Annotated in this window: 16 protein-coding genes; 12 read left to right on the top strand and 4 right to left on the bottom strand. The window is 47.1% G+C overall.

Annotated features, from left to right (window positions below; translation table 11 throughout):
* Nucleotides 1-75 precede the first annotated feature (75 nt).
* The gene (locus tag HFD99_RS17315) at nt 76-4,362 is read right to left on the bottom strand and encodes a S8 family serine peptidase (protein ID WP_123796657.1); all 4,287 of its coding nucleotides are present in this window, start codon (nt 4,360-4,362) and stop codon (nt 76-78) included.
* 362 nt (nt 4,363-4,724) lie between these two features.
* On the opposite strand from HFD99_RS17315, the gene HFD99_RS17310 reads away from it, so the two are divergent.
* Complete coding sequence (locus HFD99_RS17310) at nt 4,725-5,660, top strand: manganese-dependent inorganic pyrophosphatase (RefSeq protein WP_016820240.1); 936 nt, start codon at nt 4,725-4,727, stop codon at nt 5,658-5,660.
* 68 nt (nt 5,661-5,728) lie between these two features.
* Here the strand turns inward: HFD99_RS17310 and HFD99_RS17305 are convergent, their stop codons facing one another.
* The 3 genes from HFD99_RS17305 to HFD99_RS17295 form a co-directional block, all read right to left on the bottom strand.
* Nucleotides 5,729-6,652: an alpha/beta hydrolase gene (locus HFD99_RS17305; protein ID WP_123796658.1), complete on the bottom strand. Its 924-nt coding sequence runs from the start codon at nt 6,650-6,652 to the stop codon at nt 5,729-5,731.
* Nucleotides 6,637-7,188, bottom strand: coding sequence for a MarR family winged helix-turn-helix transcriptional regulator (locus HFD99_RS17300; protein WP_016820242.1), 552 nt, complete (start codon nt 7,186-7,188; stop codon nt 6,637-6,639). The genes HFD99_RS17305 and HFD99_RS17300 overlap by 16 nt, the downstream gene beginning before the upstream one ends.
* 110 nt (nt 7,189-7,298) lie before the next feature.
* Nucleotides 7,299-8,261: an ATP-dependent DNA ligase gene (locus HFD99_RS17295; RefSeq protein ID WP_019685886.1), complete on the bottom strand. Its 963-nt coding sequence runs from the start codon at nt 8,259-8,261 to the stop codon at nt 7,299-7,301.
* A gap of 191 nt (nt 8,262-8,452) precedes the next feature.
* Between HFD99_RS17295 and HFD99_RS17290 the strand changes: the two genes are divergently transcribed.
* The 11 genes from HFD99_RS17290 to HFD99_RS17240 all read left to right on the top strand — a co-directional run bounded on the left by HFD99_RS17290 (nt 8,453) and on the right by HFD99_RS17240 (nt 20,627).
* Nucleotides 8,453-8,728 carry a GNAT family N-acetyltransferase gene (locus tag HFD99_RS17290; RefSeq protein ID WP_013369011.1) on the top strand — a complete coding sequence of 92 codons (276 nt, stop codon included), beginning with the start codon at nt 8,453-8,455 and terminating at the stop codon, nt 8,726-8,728.
* A gap of 288 nt (nt 8,729-9,016) precedes the next feature.
* Nucleotides 9,017-9,583 (top strand): DUF420 domain-containing protein, encoded by a 567-nt coding sequence (locus HFD99_RS17285; protein WP_013369012.1) that lies wholly within the window; start codon nt 9,017-9,019, stop codon nt 9,581-9,583.
* A gap of 184 nt (nt 9,584-9,767) precedes the next feature.
* Nucleotides 9,768-11,042 (top strand): ABC transporter substrate-binding protein, encoded by a 1,275-nt coding sequence (locus tag HFD99_RS17280; RefSeq protein WP_016820244.1) that lies wholly within the window; start codon nt 9,768-9,770, stop codon nt 11,040-11,042.
* A 64-nt stretch (nt 11,043-11,106) separates the two neighbouring features.
* Nucleotides 11,107-11,988: a carbohydrate ABC transporter permease gene (locus tag HFD99_RS17275; RefSeq protein WP_016820245.1), complete on the top strand. Its 882-nt coding sequence runs from the start codon at nt 11,107-11,109 to the stop codon at nt 11,986-11,988.
* Nucleotides 11,988-12,878 carry a carbohydrate ABC transporter permease gene (locus HFD99_RS17270; RefSeq protein ID WP_016820246.1) on the top strand — a complete coding sequence of 297 codons (891 nt, stop codon included), beginning with the start codon at nt 11,988-11,990 and terminating at the stop codon, nt 12,876-12,878. Before HFD99_RS17275 ends, HFD99_RS17270 begins: the two co-directional genes overlap by 1 nt.
* Nucleotides 12,879-12,928: 50 nt before the next feature.
* On the top strand, nt 12,929-14,755 hold the full coding sequence (locus tag HFD99_RS17265; RefSeq protein WP_167440961.1) for a protein O-GlcNAcase: 1,827 nt from the start codon (nt 12,929-12,931) through the stop codon (nt 14,753-14,755).
* 95 nt (nt 14,756-14,850) lie between these two features.
* Entirely contained in the window at nt 14,851-16,392 is a 1,542-nt protein-coding gene (locus tag HFD99_RS17260) for a DUF4127 family protein (RefSeq protein ID WP_167440960.1), read from the top strand.
* Between the two features lie 5 nt (nt 16,393-16,397).
* The gene (locus tag HFD99_RS17255; protein WP_167440959.1) at nt 16,398-17,117 is read left to right on the top strand and encodes an N-acetylmannosamine-6-phosphate 2-epimerase; all 720 of its coding nucleotides are present in this window, start codon (nt 16,398-16,400) and stop codon (nt 17,115-17,117) included.
* Nucleotides 17,095-17,934: a MurR/RpiR family transcriptional regulator gene (locus tag HFD99_RS17250; RefSeq protein ID WP_016820250.1), complete on the top strand. Its 840-nt coding sequence runs from the start codon at nt 17,095-17,097 to the stop codon at nt 17,932-17,934. Before HFD99_RS17255 ends, HFD99_RS17250 begins: the two co-directional genes overlap by 23 nt.
* A 116-nt stretch (nt 17,935-18,050) precedes the next feature.
* A complete protein-coding gene (locus HFD99_RS17245) occupies nt 18,051-18,992 on the top strand; it encodes an ROK family protein (protein WP_225164891.1) in 942 nt (313 codons plus the stop codon).
* Between the two features lie 24 nt (nt 18,993-19,016).
* Nucleotides 19,017-20,627, top strand: coding sequence for an FAD-dependent oxidoreductase (locus HFD99_RS17240; protein WP_167440957.1), 1,611 nt, complete (start codon nt 19,017-19,019; stop codon nt 20,625-20,627).
* The last annotated feature ends 373 nt before the right edge of the window (nt 20,628-21,000 follow it).

Raw genomic sequence — 21,000 nt, 5'->3', positions numbered from 1 at the left:
TTATGGTCTAACATAAGAATAGCCCCCCAAACCGCGACTTTGGTTAAATAACGGCTTGGGGGGCTTTTTTAATTGTTAGTTAATCAGCGCAGCTTTTTTTAAAAGTACATGCAGCACCTTGGCAGATGCCTCACGTGTTGTAGGCGCATTCGGCTGGAAGTAGGAAGAGCCTTTGATCGTGGCTCCGTTAATAATACCTGCTGCACTTACTTTTTCAATACTGTCCTTGGCATAGCCTGCAAAGGATGAAGTATCATGGTACGGTGTGCGTGCAGGACCATCGGTTGCTGTTTTGATTTGAAGCAAGTCCACTGCTTTGCCCAGCACAACAGCAATTTCTTGACGACTGATATTTGCTTGCGGATCAAACTTGTCGTTATTGCGACCTGTAATCAATCCGGCCTCATATGCGGCTGCCACATCCCCGGAATACCAGCTACCTGCCGGAATATCACTGAATGGTGCAGCAGTACCTGGTGTCAGGCCAAGTGCCCGGGTGATCAAGGCTGCAAATTCTGCACGCGTCACGTTTTGCTTCGGTGAGAATGTTGTATCGGTTGTGCCGTTAATTAGCAACTTATTCGCTAGCGATCGAATTTCGGATTGGGCATACGACGATGAAATATCTTCAAAGCTAACAGGACGTGTCGCCGCTGCATACGTGGAGAAGCCTGGACGACTTACCTTAACGATGGTAGATCCATCAGCTTGCTTGGTGAAGGCGGATGGAACAGGATAGACATTTCCATTCGCCGTATAGAGCACACCGGCTGTATTAGGATCAATTTGACCAGGTACGGTAAAGGATCGGCTAATGAACTGTCCTGGGGCCACTTTGAGCGCTTGATTCTTGCCACCAGTGACAACGTTGACCTCAAACCCTACCGGGGTGCCGATCACATTCGAGCCTTTAAGCTTGCTTGTAAATGTGCCGCTCGCCTCTGCCTGGCTACTGATGACCACTTCAATGCCTGCACCTTCAGGTGCATTTTTTAGAGCAGATACCGGCAATGCCAGGGAAGAACCTGTATTGCTCACAATCAGGCTGCTTCCTGCTGCGGCTTTGCCCAGTGTTGCCAGCTGTGACGAAGTGAGTGATGCCTTAGTCGTTTGGCCTGCTTGGCTAGTAGCCGACAATACGATAGCTGTCGGACTGGAGCCAGCTGCTGTCACGGTAGCCTGCAGATCTGCATCAGCTACTGTCAGTGACTGTACATTATTGTTTAACGCAACGGCTGTAGGCACAGTTTTTACAGCTTGTCCTTGCTTCACTACGCTTTGCAGTGAAGGTGCAGATGTAGCGACAGGGGTGGATGTATTCGTTGCAGCAGAAGGTGTAGTATTGCTTCTGCCGCCACCTCCACCACCTCCGCCGCCGCTACTACCACCGGATGCGGCACTATTATCCACACGGATCGATTTCGTGGCAGTGAACAGTTTAGGACCATCGGTATTACGTTCAACTTCTCCCTTTTCATTCAGTTCTGGAGAGCTGACTTCCAGCTTGTACACGCCATCCTTCAAGTGTTGAATAACCGGCTGACCGTTAGCATCCAGAACAGGCTTGCCATTGTCATCAAATTCAACATAACTTCCGTTAATCCCCTTAAAGGAATATGCGCCTTGTTTGAGGCGAGCGTTAGCTCCTTGTTCTTTGGTAGTGGCAATCCCATCAATCAGACCGATTAGCTTATCATCTAATCCGTATACATAGAGCGCGATCTGATTGGTTTTATCTGTGGTCAGACGGAAAGCCAAATCTGTTGTGCGCTCCGCACCTGTACGACTTGGATAAATAATCGGGTTCGTGAAACTTAGATCCTGCAAGCCGAAACCTGTCGTTGGATTTTCTTTGCCGACATGCACAACGAACGGAAGATGAAGTGTCGGTTGTCCAGCGCTTTTTAAAATAACCTCTCCTTCATATACACCTGTAGCTGCACTCGAACTTGGTTGTACAGACAGGAAAAACGGTTGTGACTTGCCAGGTTCTGCCGAGATGGCTCCATTCGCGCCAACACCCTGCAACTGAACGGCAATGTTGCTCACATCAGGGGTAGCAATAGGCTTAGTCGGATCAGAGGTGACATTATCATGTAAAACGTAGCTGGCTTCATACTGCACAGGGTTTGCGGATAAGTTTTTGAGCTGAAGCTGGATCTGCTTCGCATCACTACCCGGTCGTAACACCCCGAAGCTGGCGGAAGGATTGTAATTCACAACCTCCTGCCGATTAAAGTTCTTGTCAAGAATCGTAATCTTTTCAACGGTTTCCAGTAGGGCTGGAGTCTGAATCGCATTTGCAATGTTTACAAGACCTGCACCTTGGGAATACACATCATATTGGATTTTATCCTCATCAAAGAGTGTAACTGAAGTGTTTGCCAGAGCAGCGCGGATATCAAACGGTGTCCAGTTCGGATGCTGCTGTTTCAGCAGCACGGCAAGTCCAGCCACATGCGGAGATGCCATACTCGTTCCGTTGCTGCGTTTGTAAGCTTGCTCATAGGATGCATCCGGATAGAACTTGGCGAAGGCAGGGTACGTCGACAAAATGCCAACACCCGGTGCGCTTACGTCTGGCTTGATACTCAGCAGTTCATCTCCATTGGGTCCGCGGGAGCTAAATCCCGCCATGGTATTACCAGGATTGTCAGTACGACGATACTCTTCTCCAAAAGCAATAAAGAATTTTTGTTTGTGGTTTTGGCTTTCAATGATTTGTCTTGCCAGTGCTCTACCTTCTTTTCCTGTCATGTCAAAGGTAGGGATATAATCTACATTGTCTCCTTGATTTGAATTAATGTAACCATCGTAACCAGGGATAGCTTCACTCAGATTGGCTTGTGTGCTGTCGCCAGATTTTGCTTGACCATTAAAAATAATAATAGCCTTTGCACCATTTTGTTGTGCGTTTGCGATCTTGTCTACGAAGCCCAAGACGCCACGCGATACGATCACAACCTTATCTTTTACATCTTTAGAAGTGAAATCATCTGGATATCCCAAATTGGCATAAACTAATTCCAATGGTTCTGTCCCCAAAATAGAAGAAAAATCCTCATGAAATGTTTGCCAAGCCATCATATTAAAATTGTAATAGGTATCTGATGTAACTGTTAAAGGCTTTTCATCATCACCATAGGTTACAAGATTGACGGATGCTTTATTTGAATAGCTATGGCTCGGTGAAGTGGCTGCACCAACGGAAATCGCTAGTTGAGATGTTGCGGGAGAACCCATGGAATAAAAATAGGGTCCTTGTTGTGCAGCGTTACCGTTCGCGATGACCGCGACTACCCCGGAAAGTACCGCATTATTGATGGCGATGGCATCCGGGGAGTTGGGATCTTTTTCAGAATCTGAGCCCAGCGACAGGTTGATGACATTCATGCCATCCTTGACAGCACGTTCAATACCGTCAATGACCTGAGCCGAGGAACCGGAGGAACGACCGGTCTTGGTATTGCGTCCAAGCACCTTATACACGTATAAGTCCGATTTATAGGCAATCCCTTTTTGCACAATATCCGAGGATTTATTTGCGGCTTTCCCGGCAATGGTACCGGAGACATGAGTCCCATGTGTCGTTCCACTAAAACCTGTGCCGTACGGATCATTCTCTTTTTCAAGGAAAGGTTCCTCGTAAGGGTCGTTGTCCTGTTCAAAAGAGTCATATCCGCCTTTGTAGGCTTCTTTCAAATCTGGATGCTCATAATCAATACCGGTATCAATAACCCCGACCTTGATTCCCTCGCCATGCAATCCTTTGGCCCAGGCTTCAGGCACACCAATTTGGTCCAGTGGTGCGTTGTCATAAGTGGCTTCATTGGCTGTAAGTGTTGGCGGGTCCTGCACGGGGATGGAATAATACGTTTTGTTTTCGTGAATGGATTTAACGCCTGGTAGTTTAGCCAATTCTGGAATTTTATTGGCTGGCACTGTAACCTCCAGTCCGTTAAGCACCGTATTGTACTGGTAATTCACTTGAAGGGAAATGCCGTGCTCAGCGGCTTGGTCTACGAACGTTGTTTGCTCGGTGGCGATCGCAGATTCGGCTTTTTGCTCGGATTGAGCGGTGAAAGCTTTGGCGCTTGAACGTGCGGCATATTTGTCCACAGCTAGGGGCTCACCATCAAGCTGTACGATGACTCTGACCTGACGAGAGGAGTCTGTGCTCAGCTCAGGTGAGATAAAGGCTGGAGCCGACTCAATAGTTAATGCTTCCTGAGCTTTTAAAAATGAGTCGATTGGCAGATCTGCAGTAGCGGCAGAACTGAAAGACGGTAGAGATAAGCTTACCGTCAAGGCAAGAGCGAGTGATACGACAGGTATTTTTTGCAAAATGATCGGCTTTTTCAAAGATTTCCCTCTTTTCAATCAAAATATGATATCTCTACATACTAGGATTTGAAGCCACTGCCGTTGTTCTCACGCCTCCCTTAATATCTAAAATAATAGAATTGACCACTGGTGACTAACTTGCCAGTTTTGAGGCATATCTTACCATATTGGTGGGATATATTACTATATGTTTTTTATATTTTTAGAAAAAATAAGGTTAACTTCACATATAGATTCCATGGAAATGTTATGAATTTACTAGATTATTTTTGAAATCAATCGAAGAGGAATGGGAGAATGCAAGATTTAATGATATAATCTGCATTGGAATTGTTGAGGTTACACAATCACGTAAAATGCTTAAGGTGAAGGAGTCGATTATGTTGGCAAAAACATTGATTTTTGGGCATAAAAATCCGGATACGGATACCATTTGCTCAGCTATTGCTTATGCAGACTTGAAAACCAAACTGGGCGCGGACGTAGAGCCGGTTCGTCTGGGCGAGGTTAACGGGGAAACGCAGTATGCGCTGGATTATTTCAAAGTGAGCGCGCCGCGTCTGGTTGAGCAGGTTGCTGCCGAAACAGACAGCGTCATTCTGGTCGATCATAATGAACGTCAGCAAAGCGCGACTGACATTGACAAGGTGCGCGTAACTGAAGTCATCGATCACCACCGGATCGCTAACTTTGAAACAAGCCAGCCGCTGTACTTCCGTGCTGAGCCAGTAGGTTGCACAGCCACCATTTTGAACAAGCTCTACAAGGAAAATGGTGTAGCCATTCCCAAAGAAATCGCAGGTCTGATGTTGTCCGCGATTATTTCTGATTCCCTGTTGTTCAAGTCCCCGACTTGCACAGATCAGGATGTAGCCGCTGCCCGCGAACTGGCTGAAATTGCTGGTGTGGATGCAGACCGTTACGGTTTTGACTTGCTTAAAGCGGGTGCTGATTTGAGTGGCCACACGATTGAGCAGTTAGTAAGCTTGGACGCCAAAGAATTCCAGATGAATGGACGCAAAGTGGAAATCGCACAAGTGAACGCAGTAGACGTAAACGACGTATTGTCCCGTCAAGCTGATCTGGAAGCTGCTTTGTCCCAAACCATTGCAGCCAAAAATCTTGATCTGTTCTTGTTCGTCGTAACAGACATTGTGAACAGTGATTCCATTGGTATTGCGCTGGGAAGCCAGGCTCAGGCAGTTGAAAAAGCCTACAATGTACAGTTGGATGACAACAAGGCTGTTCTGAAAGGCGTCGTATCGCGCAAATCGCAAATTGTACCTGTATTGACTGAAGCTTTTAACAGTTTGTAATGATAAAAAATAAGCCTCCTGAACCCGACTGCATGAGGGCAGTGGAAGTAGGAGGCTTATTTTTATTTTTATTTCTTCAGCTCTGCCAGAGTGTCCTCGATACGAAATTCAAATGCCAACTTCAACTGGTCGCTCATCAGGTGCCAGGCACTTTCAGCTACAGCGAGATCCCCGCTATGAGTAAAAGCATGTGCGGCGCCCATATATTTCTTATATGTTACGGGCACATCCGCTTCAATCAGCCGCTTGGCGTACAGCTCAGCTTCCTCAGCCAAGGAGTCCAACTCGGCTGTTATGATCAGCGCAGGAGGAAGATCATGCAGCGATTCTGCATAAATAGGAGAAACCAACGGATTTCGTGCCTCATCTGGCGAGCGCAAATAGCTTTCATTGAAGATTTTTGCCACGCGAGGCGGGATCGCCTTCTCAAATTGGGGCTTCAGCTTGGGATCTGTAGCAATATCCAGTGATGGGTAATCCAGCACCTGATACACAATTGGGAATTCTTTGCGATCCCGGGCCATAAGACACAGCGCTGCTGCAAGATTACCTCCTGCACTATGTCCGCCGACCGCAATGCGTTGGGGATCGATGTTTAGTACGTCAGGATGCTTGTACACCCATTGGGTCACATCATAACTTTCCTGTAGCGGAATAGGGAATTTATGCTCCGGGGCCAAGCGATAATCGACATTAACGACGACACAATTCGCTCGTTCGGCAATGACCGGGCACCAGGGGTCATCCATTTCAGCGCTGCCCATTATGAATCCGCTACCATGAAAATTGACGAATACAGGGAGTGGATCAGCAGACCGGAGGGAAGGTTCATATACAATTACCCTGGAATCACCTACAGAGGTGGGGATCATTCTCTCAGTCCGATGTACTTTGGGAGCATGCGAAGGCTTAAAATCGGATGCTGTTATCATTCGACCAGCCGATCTGCGGGCAAGTTTGACGAACAGATTTTGTCTTAGTCTTCGCACCATTTGTCTTTCTCCTCTCTGAGGGCGCTGGGGGTGGTTAGACGCGAACCTTTAACATCTTCAAAAGCATCTCGTACGCGTGACAAATAGGTCTGAAACTGGCAGAGTTCCGATTCAGTAAAGTCTGACATCAGACGTGAAGCCAGCCCTATGAAAAAAGGGTCCATCTGCTGGATTTTACTTCTTCCTTTATCATTCAGAGAAACAAAAACTCCCCGCTTGTCATTGGGATCGTCGTATTTATTTATGAATCCTTCTTGCTCAAGAGAAATGACCATAGAACTGATGGCTGCCCGGCTGACACCCATCTTTTCAGCCAACGCTGAAGGAGATGACATTTCATCTCTTTGCGCAGAAAGTACACAAAGTGCAATATATTGCCCATAGGAGAGACCAAACTCACGTGAACGTTTTTCCATATTTTTTCTTATTTCGTATGTTATAGAAAATAAATCTACCAAAACACCAATCGGTTTATTGCCACCTGGAAATAGGTTATAGGCCAGTTGACGAATTTCGGAGTCCAAAAAAAAGAACATGCGATCCACCTCGATGTAGTTAATTAGTTAACTGTAATTTAATTAACCACTGGTTGCAATGATTTATACAAACTTTGTTCTGCATTTTTTGAAAAAGTATCGGCAAAACGTCACTTCCAGGGTCCGATGCACTGTTCAATACCTTGATCCACAAGAGCTTGGATGGAGGGCTGACGCAAGGTACGTCCTTCTTGCCACCGCCACTCACTATATTGAATTTTGGCGGTAAACATGGGCTTCACCCAAAATGCGTCTTGATGCCGATCCGGTTTGTTAATAAAAGGTCGCTCCGATAGAGTATGTGGCATCAGGCGCTCGGTAAGCTGACGCCAATCTCCACGAGTCAGCTTACCTGTACCCACGTGCCCGATATAGCGCAGCATTCCTTGCTTATCATACTGGCCCAGCAATACAGCGTTGATCACACCTCCGTTCAGGGTATAGCCACCGATAACGGCAATGATATCGCCATAATTTTTGACCTTGACCCATCGTCTGTCCTGTCCGCCCAATGTGTAGGGACTATCCAGTTTTTTGCACACAATACCTTCCATTCCTTGGCTGCACATAACCTGAAAAAGAGCCTGTCCATCAGGATGAGCAGGAGCCAGTTGGATCCGTTCATTCGGTATGATGATCTGATGCAGCAGTTCAAGCCTTTCCTGTAACGGTTTGCGATGAACCCATTCCCCATTTAGATATACAATGTCAAACAACATGTAAGTAGCGGGTACGGCTTCATAGGCTGCCTGAATTCGCTCCGTTCGGCGAATCAGATCCCGGCGCATAATTTCATGGAACGACGGTTTACCGTCGGCACCAAGTGCGATCATCTCCCCGTCCAGTATGACTGAATCTGCCCTACAGTAGGAGGAGAAGCGAGCAAGCTCCGGGTACAACAGCGTTCGTTCATGCTGCTTACGATTGAACAGACGCGTGTTGCCCTGGTCGTGATACGTTAAAATTCTTGTACCGTCCCATTTTATTTCGTAACGCCAAGGGCCTGCATCTATAGGGACTTTTTCACTCAGTTCTGGTTCAAACGGGATGACAGGTTTCATTTCCGTACCCAATACAGCACCTCCCTTTACCTTAATTGGAATAAATATAGTGTCGACGATAGTTCCTTTTTTATGTATGGATGTTTCGCTGTCCCCTAAATAGGGGAATGATAAGGATATCTAGCGTGGGTAACAAGTGAATGCAGCGTTCGTTCGCATGGAGTCGTTACGGCATTTCTTCAGTCAGAAAGGGGATTGGTCTCATGAGACAAATTCGCGAGGAGGACCATGCAGTAGTCATGGTGGATGATGGACAGGTAGTTGCAGAAGTAGGTTATAAATCTGTAGATGACCACTCTCTGGTCATTGACCATACATTTGTATCTGAACAGTTACGGGGTCAAAAAATTGGCAAGGAGCTCATCGACAAAGTTGTTGCTATGGCGAGGGAACAGCATAAAAAGGTGATCCCGGCTTGCTCGTATGCGCTGGCTCTGTTCAAGCGCCATCAGGAATACAGTGACGTCTGGCAGCAATGAATATTGCTATCAAGGCGCGTTATTGCATAGCCGACACAACACCGGAGTGGGGAACGATCCCTTCCCGGTGTTTTTTGTGTGCATAAAGCTTGTAAAATGAATGCATTCTACCGTTGATATTGGGAAGTAAGAGTGGTTCCCAAATCGATGAAGCATATTTCCTGGAGAATGGCTGTGAAATTGTTCATACTGTTGTCACTTCACAGGCTATCTATGAGTTCTATATAATATATTATGGTTATGACCGCAAAAATAACGAAAACCTGAATTTAAACGAAGGAGACGCTCATGATGAATAAAGCGAGTGAGGACAAGCAGTACGTTCCAACGAGCAATCGTAATTTTACAGCCTTGATTATCACCGTTTCCATTATAGCCAATGTGATTATTTTGCTGCTGTTCTTTTCGCCGATCGGATACCAGGGGAGTGTTAGTTTTGATCTCACTATTTTCCCAAGGTTGAATGCGATTTTTAACAGCTTCACATTTATTTTCTTGGTGGCTGCATTGGTTGCGATTTTCAAGAAAAACATTAAGGTGCATAAAACCTTTATTCTGCTGGCCTTCGCCAGTACCGTTTTGTTTTTATTTTCCTATCTGACCTTCCATTACATTTCACCGGAAACTGCAAAATATGGCGGTGTGGGTATCCTTCGGCCGATTTACTTTACGCTGTTGATTTCGCATAGTATACTCGCGGCGATTATCGTACCGTTGGCGCTATTCACAGTTGTATGGGGATGGACGATGCAGGTAGCAAAACATCGTAAAATTGCCCGTTGGACGATGCCTATTTGGCTATATGTGAGCTTGACTGGAGTTTTGGTGTACGTTTTCATGGCTCCATATTATTAATAGATATGAATCCTCTGTGGGTTGATTTGGCAAACATGGCGTCTCTATTGAAGAGGCGTCTTTTTTGTATCCAATAAAAGAAAAATTATTCCTTCTAAATTTATTTTATTGAAAAAATGTTCCTTCTATAACGGTATTTCTGTTATAATTTACCTTAATCAACTAAGAACAAGGGGGTCACCATGTGACAAAGAAAGCGAAAGGCAGGTTACGGTTGCTTGTATCTATGCTGGCGCTGGTTGTACTGCTGAGCGGCTGCGGTGGCGGAGGCTCAAAGCCGGAAAAGGTAGACGGAGGGAAAGTGACACTCCAATTTTGGACCATTGCGCTACAACCTACATTTACCCCGTATTTTAATCGGGTTATTGCCGATTATGAGCAGAAGAACCCTAATGTCAAAATTGATTGGAAGGATTACCCGTATGATGCAGTGACCAATAAGTTGTTGACGAGTATCGCTAGCAACAGCAGTCCGGATGTAGTGAATCTCAATACGGAATTTGCTAGCCAAATGGGCTCTAAAGGCGCTGTTGTTGATATGAATGAACACTTGTCGCCTGAGGAAAAGGCTGCTTATTTCGAAGGTATTTATAATTCGACTGTTATTAACGGTAAAGCTTATGCACTACCCTGGTATACAGGCACGGAAGTGCTTTACATGAATACAAAGCTAGTTAAAGCTGCTGGATTGGACCCTGCCCATCCGCCCAAAACACGGGAGGAATTGTCAGAATGGGGCCGCCAAATCAATAGAAAAATCGGTAAGGCCGGCTATGCTCAGCAGCTTGTATCCAAGCTTTTTGCGGTTGACGGTATTCCTATCTTAAATAAAGAAAAGACAGCAGCTGCATTCAACACACCAGACGCAGTCACCATGATTGATAATCTAAAAAAACAGATGGAAGATGGTGTCGTGCTCAAGGAAGATGCTGACTTCTCACAGCAAGTGAAATATTATGCCGGAGAGCAGGTTGCCTTCGAGCTGGCTGGCCCAACGTTCATTAATTTTATCAAAACGGCAGCGCCGGACGTATATAAAAATACGATTGCTGTTCCCGTCCCAACCGGCAAAGCTGATTTGCGGCTTTCCAACTCTATGGACCTGGTCGTACCTACCAAGTCTGCACATATAGACGAGGCGGTGAAATTTGCTGTTTTCTTAACAAATGCAGAGAGTCAAACGGCATTTTCTAAAGAGGCCAATACACTACCTTCCACGAAAGAATCGATTAAAGACCCGTATTTTACTCAGTCTGACCAATCATTAGAGGCACAAGCCAAGGTAGTATCTGCACAAAGCTTGGATAAGGCGACAGATTATATGGTCGGTGTGCCTAATGCCAAGGATGTGAACAGCGCGATCGCGCGAGCCTTGCAAAATATTTTATTGAACGGAAGTAATACGAAGGAGACGCTTACTGCCTTGGAGCAGGAAGTGAATGATATTTTAAAGCAATAGGTATGACAGGGGAGTAATGCGAATACTCCCCTGTTCATTTATCAAAATCAGGTGGTGATGCAGCATGATCAAATGGTTGAGGTCGGAGTCCTTTACGGCCTGGGCCTTTATGACGCCGGGACTGTTATTGCTTGCCGTCTTTGTATTTTGGCCTATTATTTACAGCATTCCGCTGGCATTGACGGACTACTCTGTCATATCAGATACCCATTTTGTCGGCCTGGATAATTTTGAAGCAGCGTTTAAGGACCGTAACTTTCTTATTTCGATTTGGAACTCATTGTTGTACGTGCTCATTGTTCCCTTTCTTCAAATATTCTCTATCCTGATGGCTGTGCTGGTGAACAGTCGTATCCCCGGAATTAAAATATTTCGTACGACCTACTACATCCCTGTTGTGACTTCGATGGTAGCTGTGGCCTTAATTTGGAGCTGGCTGTTGGGCAATAACAGCGTAGTGAACTATTTGCTTATACAAGTCGGTTTGATTAGCAAAGACATACACTGGTTATCGGACAGCAATTTAGCCTTGTATGTACTGATGTTCATCACGATGTGGAAGGGACTCGGGTATTATATGATGCTCTATCTGGCAGGATTACAAAACATTCCTCAAGATCTGTACGAAGCCGCTAGGGTGGATGGAGCCAGTCGATGGCGTCTGATTGTTCATATTACACTTCCGCTGCTGAAGCCATACGTTCTGTTTTGTACCCTCATATCGCTCATGTCAGCTATTCGCGTATTTGATGAGGTATATGTGTTAACCAAGGGTGGACCGGGAACGGCCACGTTGACATCCAGCTTGTATATTTTTCAAAAGGGGATGGAGCAGTTTAATTTTGGGTACGCTTCGGCACTTGGCTTAATTGTCGGTGCAATGATTGCGGTACTTAGTATTATTGTATTCCGATTCAATAGGAAAGGCGGTGTCAATCCCTATTGATGAATCTACAGAATGATAAAATGCTACGCTCGTCTCTTCCTAAAAAAGAAAGCAGTCGCATCATGCGTAGTCTTGGTCGAGTGATCAGAATGACGGTAATGTATGTGCTTTTAGTGCTGCTAGCCCTCTTTTTGATGGGACCGTTTCTATGGCTGCTTAGTGTATCCCTCATGCCAGGCCGTAATATTTTTTCAACGCCGCCTGCGATCTTCCCGACCTTTATTGATTTCAACAACTATGTTCAGGTGTGGCAGTTCATGGATTTTCCTAAATATATGCTAAATACGGTCATCATTACGGTGTTGGGCGTTGTGCTCAATGTGGTACTGGCCAGTTTGACGGGATATCCCTTGGCTGTGTTTCGTTTTAAGGGTAAAAATGTGGTGTTTACGCTGCTGATTGCTACAATGATTATTCCTTCTTACACGGCATTTATTGTGCATTATCTGACCATTCAAGGGCTTCATCTGGGCAATACATATATGGGTGTGGTGTTGCCCGGGGCAGTCTCTGTGTTCAACATTTTTCTAATGCGGCAGACGTTTATTCATATCCCCGCCGATGTGCGTGATTCAGGTAAAATGGATGGCGCTTCGGAGTTTCGAATTTGGTGGCAGCTGGTGCTTCCACTGGTCAAGCCGGCGCTTGCTGTGATTTCTCTGTTGGAGGCCATGTCGTTCTGGAACAGCTTCCTGTGGCCTATCGTTATTCTAAACGATACGGAGCTATACCCGCTGGCAGCTGCACTTACGTATCTCAATGGTCAGTTTGCCTATAATTTTGGCTGGATTGCTGCAGGCACAATGATTTCGGTATTGCCGATCATTATATTGTTCCTGTTCACGCAGCGCTATTATATGGAAGGCTTGGCGGGAGCGGTGAAAGGATAATTCAGAAGTCTCGGCTACGGAGAGCCCGTAAATGGAAGGAGACGATTGCGATGGAACTGTCCAAAAGAATGAGACCTAATTCGGATGTAGGGCTAATACCACAGGAGGTTCAATATTATTTTCGTGATGTGTATGACAGTGGGGACAAACTGGTTATCGCTGAACCGAACCTGATCTGTGAACTGTCCTCTCGCTTTGCAATGAATCAGGAGTATGAAGGTGTGCTTGACCCCGAGGGACCGATCCGACTCATTGCACCTCCGGGGCCCGGTGTTCCGACTGAAACAAGGGGAAGCGTGCAGTTGATGCTCGAATATGACGGAACGCTTACTGCCGATGGATATCGTTTGGACATTCAGAAGGAAGGGAGAATTGAAATCCATGCATCCAATAAAAGAGGGCTCAAATACGGCATGGATGCCCTGCATCTCCTGCTTCAAGTAGAACAGGAACGATGTACGTTGCCGGTGATGTCTATTCGGGATGAGCCCTCCTTTCCGGTCAGAGGAATCATTGAAGGCTTCTACGGGAAACCGTGGAGTTTCGCGGATCGGCTGGATGCCGTCCGTTTTATGGCTGCGCATCGGATGAACACGTTCATGTATGCTCCCAAGGATGATCCCTATCATCGTGAGCTATGGAGGGAACCGTACCCTGAGGAGATGTTTGCCCAAATCTGCGAATTAAAGGAAGCCTGTGAACGACACGAGATTGATTTTCATTATTGTATCAGCCCAGGGAATGACCTGAACTTTGGCAGCGATGAAGATTTTCTCAAATTGACGGAGAAGCTGGCAGCCATGATAGCGATAGGCGTACGTCATTTTTCTGTATTAATGGATGATATTGATTACGTCCTTAAAGGGGAAAATCGGCATTTGCTGGGCCGTTCGGGTCACGCTCATGTCTTCTTGACGAACAAGGTTCATACTTGGTTGGCTGAACGTCTGCCTGAATTTACACTGACAGTCTGCCCTTCGGAATATTGGTCCTATTGGGATACCGAATACAAAAAGGATTTCCGGGAGCGATTGCATCCAGATATTAAGGTATTCTGGACGGGATACTTTGTATTTGCTCCACAGATTGGTCGCCAGCATGCTGCCGATAATCATGCATTCTATGGGCATGAGCTGTGGTTATGGGATAACATCCCGGTGAATGATTGTGACCATGATCGGTTATTCCTCGATCCGCTGCGCGGACGGTATTCCAGGCTTCCAGCTTGCGGACATACCGGCATGGTGGCCAACCCGATGAACCAATGGGAGTGCTCCAAGGTGACGCTCATTACGATGTCCCACTATATGTGGAACAGTGAGCGTTATATGCCGGGGCTGTCATGGGAATGGGCTGTGCGGGAGTTAGCGGGGGAGCATGCAGATGAACTGATGTTTTTCTGTCGCCAAAACAAGAACAGCCGACTGGGCGGCAACACGTATGAGGACGTGGACCTTGCCTTGCAAATGCGCGATATCCCTGCGCTGGATATCTACTTCGAGCGGCTGCTTCACGTTGTGAGCGTCCTACAGAATATATCTGCCAATGATGCGGCGGCAGGCTTCGTGGCACAGGCTACGCCTTGGCTGGAACGTGCCAAGTTGGATGTGGACCTGTGGCAAGTGCTGCGCCAAGCTGCGCTAGGCAACGAGCGCCAGAACGATGTGCAGTCGCTAGGAAACCTCATGCAGAGCGAAGCAACTGGCGGACAAAAGCCGCCGCCTCTGACGGACGAGGCCGTGGACGAACTACGACGCGGTATCACGGCTTGCCTAGAAGCAGAGACTCGACTGGGGAGCAATCCGGCGATCCGTGCCGCCGTGCAGTGGGGCTATGTCGATCAGGATGAACAAGGCAAATATCGACTGATCTTGTGAGAATTGGTGATGGTTAAGAAACAAGACAGCATAGCTGCCTTGAAAATTACCATTTGCCGTTAGAATAACGGTAATTTCCAGGAGAGGTGGAGCGTATGGTGAAGCCAAATACCCGATTACTTTTTGTACCGCTGGATGAGCGGCCCTGCAATTATCAATTTCCTTACTTACTAGCACAGGGCACAGACCTTGAAATGGAGCGCCCTCCTTTAGAATGGATGGGACAAAAGAAAATCCCTGGTGATACGACCAGGCTATGGACGTGGCTCGAAGAACGTGCGGCGACTGCTGATGGAGCGATTATTGCGATGGATACGCTGCTGTACGGGGGAATCGTACCCTCCCGGCTACACGGAATGTCGAGTGAGCAGGTCAGGGACAGGGCTAATCGTCTTCGCAGGTTGAAGCAGCTATACCCGCAACTGACTTTGTATGCCTTTCAATTGATTATGCGTTGTCCGCAATACTCTTTGGCTGATGAGGAACCAGACTACTATGCTGATTGGGGTCGTGAGATATTCAGAAAGGGTTTCATTGAGCATCGTCAGGAGCTAGTGATTGCTACCGCAGAAGAGTTGCTGGAATTAGCGGACATCGACGAGCGTTTGCCTATAGAGATTTTAGACGATTATCTAGGGCGTCGCCGTGTGAATTTGGAAGCTAATCAAGTAGCACTGGAACTGGTAGCAGAAGGCGTGATTGATTTTCTGATCATTCCACAGGATGATTCGGCTCCCTACGGCTATACCGCCAAGGATCAACAGCGACTAAGAAGTCGTATTTCCGAGCTTGGGCTAGATTTGAAAGTATACATGTATCCGGGGGCAGACGAAGTGGGTTGTACGTTGCTAGCTCGTTGGGTGAATCGGACGAATCATGTAGTTCCACTGGTATATCCTCGATTGTCTGCTTTGCAGGGGGCGTTCGTGGTCCCGCTTTTTGAGGATCGTTATTTTTACGAAACGTTAAAGTATCAGATTATAGCGGCAGGTGGGCTGATTGCTTCCTCAGCAGCGGAGGCTGATTTGATTTTGCTGACCAACACACCTGGTGACACGATGGCAGAAGCTTCATCCCAGCAGCATGCGATGGCCGGATATGATGTACATCGGAATCTGGTAGAACTGGTGGAGTACGGTGCTCATATGCAGCATGATGCCAATAAACATATTGCAATTGCTGATGTAGCTTACGCCAACGGCGCCGATCTCAAGCTGCTTAGACTATTGAAGCAAAAAGGACTGCTTTTTAAGCTGGCAGGCTATGCAGGCTGGAATACCAGTTCTAATACGCTCGGTACCGTCATTGCCCAGTCCATGCTTTATGTTCGCTATGGTCCTACGGAGGAGCACCAGGATTTTCTGGGGCTACGCTACGCTGAGGATGCCTGTTATTGCGCTGTGGTACGTACAGCTATGAATAATGGAATTGTGGAGCAGATGGGTTTTAACAAGTTTATGCTTGATGGACCTAGAGGATCGGTAGCTACAGTTATTCGCGGACGGCTGGAGCAGGCGCTCGATGAATATGTGAACGGGCCGGAGGGTCGCGTGGAAATTACAGATTGCTACATGCCGTGGAACCGAACCTTTGAAGTTGGATTGACCGTTCGGCATTATGCTGAGGAGAGGGAGTGATTCCTATGGAGATGGAAGCAATATTATCCAAGGTTCGGCATGGACTGATCGTTTCCTGTCAGGCGCTACCTGGCGAACCGTTGCATGGAACAGATTTTATGGTCAAAATGGCACGTGCTGCACAGGAGGGTGGAGCTGTAGCGATTCGTGCCAATGGTGCATCGGATGTACGTGCGATTAAACAGGCGATCCCTCTACCAGTCATTGGTTTGATTAAACGGGATTATGATGATTCTGATATTTACATTACGCCTACCCTCCGTGAAATGGAGGAACTGGTGGAGGCAGGTGCGGATATCATTGCGCTGGATGCCACATTACGATCGCGCCCAGAGGGGGGCAAGCTGAAGCAACTCATAGATTACGCTCATGAGCACGGAGTCACCTCCATGGCGGATATATCGACACTGGAGGAGGCGCTTCATGCGGCTTCCCTTGGTGTAGGCTGCGTGTCCACGACGTTATCCGGTTATACGTCATATTCTATTCAGATAGATGGTCCAGACCTGGAATTGGTGCGGAGAGCATCAGAGCTGGTTCCTGTTCCTGTCATTGCAGAAGGCAGATTCCATGATCCGGCACAAGTAGAGGAAGCATTTCGGCTGGGTGCACATGCAGTGGTTGTAGGCTCGGCGATTACTAGACCCCAATTGATTACGCAGCGGTTTGCCGATGCCGCAAGGAAGGCAGTGAAATGCATCTATGGAGATGAACGACCGAATTAACACGTATTATCCTTCATTAACGAAATCGGAGCAAAAAGTCGCTTTGTGCGTACTGGAGTGCCCCGCTGACATCATATATTTCTCCGTGACGGAGCTGGCTGACTTTGCAGGTACAGGCGAAACGACGGTTATGCGTTTTTGTCGGAAAATTGGTTTTAAAGGGTATCAGGATTTCCGACTGTCGCTGGCGCAAAACCAGACTTATCGAAAAACCGATATGAGCGAGGAGAACATCGACCCAGATCACGAACATGATATTACCCGCACGGTGTATCACAATATGCTCGATATTTTGCACTCCAGTATGGGGCTCTTGGACCGTTCGGAGCTTAGTCGTGCGATAGCGTGTCTCGATCAAGCGGGTTATGTTCAATTTTTCGGTGTAGGTGCATCGGGAATTTCCGCACAGGATGCTAAAAACCGATTCTTGCGGATTGGGCGGCGCGCCGAGGCTGTGGCAGACGGACATATTCAGTCGATGATGGCCGTGTCCATGAGCCCTGGTGATGTCGCTATTGGCATCAGTGTATCAGGAAGTACACTGGATACCAACGACATGCTGCACAAGGCCAAGCAGAACGGAGCAACAGTTATCGCAATTACGAATTATGCAAAATCACCTATTACCTCCATTGCAGATATTGTTTTACTGACCGCAGGGAAGGAAGCTCCGATAGAAGGCGGTTCAATCGGCGCCAAAATCTCACAGCTATTCGTGATTGACCTCATCTGCGAAGGACTTGCTCGCAAGCACACAAGTCACACCAAACAGATGAAGGAAAAAACAGCGAGAGCGGTGATTGAACGAAGTTATTGAAATTCTGCGATTGCGGATTGGAATAGGGCACGCTCCGACAGTTCATCATGTTTTTCTATCCATAGAAGGTTTGTGCTAAGAGCTCGTAAGGTTTTATGTGGGGGAACAAGGAGGATATGGTGGTGGCAGTTGCATTGAACAAAGTCATTGGGATCGACATTGGAGGAACTTCCGTAAAGGCCGCCATAGTGGCGCGGGATGGATCGGTACTTGATGAAATTCGAATGGATACAGATGCCTCACGTGGGCGTGAATGGGTGTTGTCGCGTGTGTCTGAGGCTGTATTCGGACTGATGCGTTCTTTTGGAGATACCAGTGTGAGTACATCTATAGGCATAGGCGCTTTAGGCATTGCTACTGCTGGCAGAGTGAACGTGGAGAGCGGTGAAGTTGTATATGCCACAGATAACCTGCCTGGCTGGCAGGGTACATCCTTGGTGGAGTGGGCTAGAGAAAAGCTGGCTCTACGTGCGGTTGCAGATAATGATGCGAACGCTGCGTTACTTGGAGAAGCGTGGCAGGGAGCCGGGAAGGGCAAACAGCGCTTGGTCATGCTCACCTTGGGAACAGGGGTCGGAGGCGCGTATATGGAAAATGGCCTCTTGTGTAGAGGGGCCCACTGGAGCGGCGGCGATTGGGGGCACAGTATTTTATTTCCCGAAGGTCACCCTTGTAATTGCGGGAAAAAGGGATGTGCCGAGCAATACGTATCAGGTAGTGCCCTGTTACGTCGAGGCAGTGAATACACCGGACAATTGTACCGTTCGGGGAACGAGATTGTGACAGAGGCCGCTCACGGCAATCTGAAGACTATTCAGGCACTGGATGACTACACGGCAGATTTAGCTGTGCTTCTGGCTAATATTTCGGTGACCCTTGATCCTGAGTTGATCATTGTTGGGGGAGGAGTAGCGGATGCGGGAGAGGTATGGTGGCCCTTGCTGGAAAAGCATTTGTACCAACTGGGAGTTCAAACAGAAGTAAGTCGGGCAATGTTGGGCAATCGCGCTGGATTCATCGGCGCTGCTAGACTAGCTTTTGAAGTGATGGAATCTTAGTACAAAATGAAAGGGGAACGAACCATGACGCAAAAACGGCTTGATGCCGATGTTGTTGTGATTGGCGGAGGTCTGGGAGGGACATCGGCAACCCTTGCGGCGGCGAAAGCTGGTATGAGAGTCATCATGACAGAGGAGACGGACTGGTTGGGAGGGCAATTAACTTCACAGGCTGTTCCCCCAGATGAGCACCGCTGGATCGAACAGTTTGGTTGCACAGCAACATATCGTCAGTTCCGCAATCGTGTACGCGAGTATTACCGTCAGAACTATCCGTTAACCGAAGAAGCCTACAATGATCCGATTCTTAATCCTGGGAACGGCTGGGTAAGTCGTCTGGCCCATGAACCACGGGTAGCTCTACAGGTGCTTGAGGATATGCTTGCTCCTTACTTAAATACGGGACGCGTTCGTGTATATTATCACACCGTGCCTATTGCTGCTCAGACAGATGGGGATTGTATTACTTCTGTTACCGTCCGTACCTCGCATAACCCTGATCATAAGAGTGGCCTCAGAGTGCTGCATGGAACGTTTTATCTGGATGCCACAGAGTGTGGCGATCTCCTTCCCATGGCGGGTGTGGAGCATACGAGTGGAGCAGAGTCACGGGCTGCAACGGGGGAGCCTCACGCACTGGAGTGTGCTAATCCTCTTGATATGCAATCTATCACACATGTGGCTGCTGTAGACTATATCCCCCAGGAAAGCTTCATTATAGAGCGACCGCAGCAATACGATTTCTGGAGGAATTATATCCCGTCATTTTCCCGTTTTCCGATTTTGAGCTGGTTTGCTACAGATGCAGATGATACCAGTAAGCTAAAACAGTTCACATTATTCCCTAACGATCAGGGTATTGTATCCTTATGGGATTATCGTCGTATCGTAGATCCTTCCATATGGAGCGAACCGCTAAACGATGGCGAGGTTACTCTTTTAAACTGGGCGCAAAATGATTATTACCTAGGACCATTGATCGGCGTCACCGCTCAGGAGCAGGCAAAACATCGCGAAGGAGCGCGTGAGTTGACCCGTTCATTAATATATTGGCTTCAAACTGAAGCTCCCCGCTTAGATGGAGGTTTCGGCTATCCAGGAATTCGACCACGGGGTGATTTTCTTGGGACTTCTGACGGGCTGGCTAAAACGGCTTATATTCGCGAGTCGCGTAGGATTAAGGCCAGGTATACGATCTCAGAGTTTGATGTAAGTCGTGAGCTTCGGGGTAAGGAGGGACCCAAACGGTATTCAGACAGTGTAGGTGTGGGCAGCTATCATTTAGATCTTCATCCGACTACGGTATCTCAGCGAACCTTTTATATCCCTAACTATCCTTATGAAATTCCATTGGGTTCACTGATTCCTGTGAGAGTTCGTAATTTACTTCCTGCTTGCAAAAATATAGGGATGACTCAAATAGCCAATGGTTGCTACCGGCTGCATCCTACAGAATGGAATATAGGAGAAGCGTCGGGAAGCTTGGCGGCTTACTGTGTCTCCAACGGAGTATATCCTTTTGAAGTGAGTCGGTCAGAAGAACATCTTGGACGTTTTCAAAATATTCTTCTTCGCCAAGGTGTGGAGCTACACTGGCCAGCAGAGGTGTTCGAACCAGAGGGAGTCACCAGCTAGTGAGGGGGCAGCTAGCCCCTTGACTGATTTAACGTAGCAGAAAATGAGTGGATTTATTCATAAAATAAAAAAATGAAGAAAGTGCTTGCTAAGTTGCTTGGATATGTGATATATTATTTGGGCTGACAACAAAACAGCCGTTTCAAAAGAGAATAAGCAGGGTGAAATGATCTTCGAAAAAAAGAAAAAAAATAACCCTTGCAATTTTGGAATGAACATGATATGATCTTATAGCTGCTGAAAAACGCAGTGAAAAAGAATTTGATCTTTGAAAACTGAACAACGAGTGAGTAAATTGATTTTGTTCGCAAAATCAAACAATGAGATATTTTATCTCGTCAGTTTCAAAATGAGCTAATCGCTCTTTCTATAA

It is taken from the genome of Paenibacillus sp. EKM301P (assembly GCF_011800295.1).
GTDB lineage: Bacteria > Bacillota > Bacilli > Paenibacillales > Paenibacillaceae > Paenibacillus > Paenibacillus polymyxa.
The sequence above is the reverse complement of the archived record's forward strand: the minus strand, read 5'-3'. Positions and strand labels throughout refer to the sequence as shown.

What these genes read in the sequence shown, in the direction of transcription:
- HFD99_RS17245 (WP_225164891.1), top strand. Translation starts at nt 18,051, where the DNA reads ATGGTGGTGGCAGTTGCATTGAACAAAGTCATTGGGATCGACATTGGA.
- HFD99_RS17240 (WP_167440957.1), top strand. Translation starts at nt 19,017, where the DNA reads ATGACGCAAAAACGGCTTGATGCCGATGTTGTTGTGATTGGCGGAGGT.
- HFD99_RS17265 (WP_167440961.1), top strand. Translation starts at nt 12,929, where the DNA reads ATGGAACTGTCCAAAAGAATGAGACCTAATTCGGATGTAGGGCTAATA.
- HFD99_RS17300 (WP_016820242.1), bottom strand. Translation starts at nt 7,188, where the DNA reads ATGTTCTTTTTTTTGGACTCCGAAATTCGTCAACTGGCCTATAACCTA.
- HFD99_RS17260 (WP_167440960.1), top strand. Translation starts at nt 14,851, where the DNA reads ATGGTGAAGCCAAATACCCGATTACTTTTTGTACCGCTGGATGAGCGG.
- HFD99_RS17310 (WP_016820240.1), top strand. Translation starts at nt 4,725, where the DNA reads ATGTTGGCAAAAACATTGATTTTTGGGCATAAAAATCCGGATACGGAT.
- HFD99_RS17290 (WP_013369011.1), top strand. Translation starts at nt 8,453, where the DNA reads ATGAGACAAATTCGCGAGGAGGACCATGCAGTAGTCATGGTGGATGAT.
- HFD99_RS17270 (WP_016820246.1), top strand. Translation starts at nt 11,988, where the DNA reads ATGAATCTACAGAATGATAAAATGCTACGCTCGTCTCTTCCTAAAAAA.
- HFD99_RS17255 (WP_167440959.1), top strand. Translation starts at nt 16,398, where the DNA reads ATGGAGATGGAAGCAATATTATCCAAGGTTCGGCATGGACTGATCGTT.
- HFD99_RS17305 (WP_123796658.1), bottom strand. Translation starts at nt 6,652, where the DNA reads ATGGTGCGAAGACTAAGACAAAATCTGTTCGTCAAACTTGCCCGCAGA.
- HFD99_RS17275 (WP_016820245.1), top strand. Translation starts at nt 11,107, where the DNA reads ATGATCAAATGGTTGAGGTCGGAGTCCTTTACGGCCTGGGCCTTTATG.
- HFD99_RS17285 (WP_013369012.1), top strand. Translation starts at nt 9,017, where the DNA reads ATGATGAATAAAGCGAGTGAGGACAAGCAGTACGTTCCAACGAGCAAT.
- HFD99_RS17250 (WP_016820250.1), top strand. Translation starts at nt 17,095, where the DNA reads ATGGAGATGAACGACCGAATTAACACGTATTATCCTTCATTAACGAAA.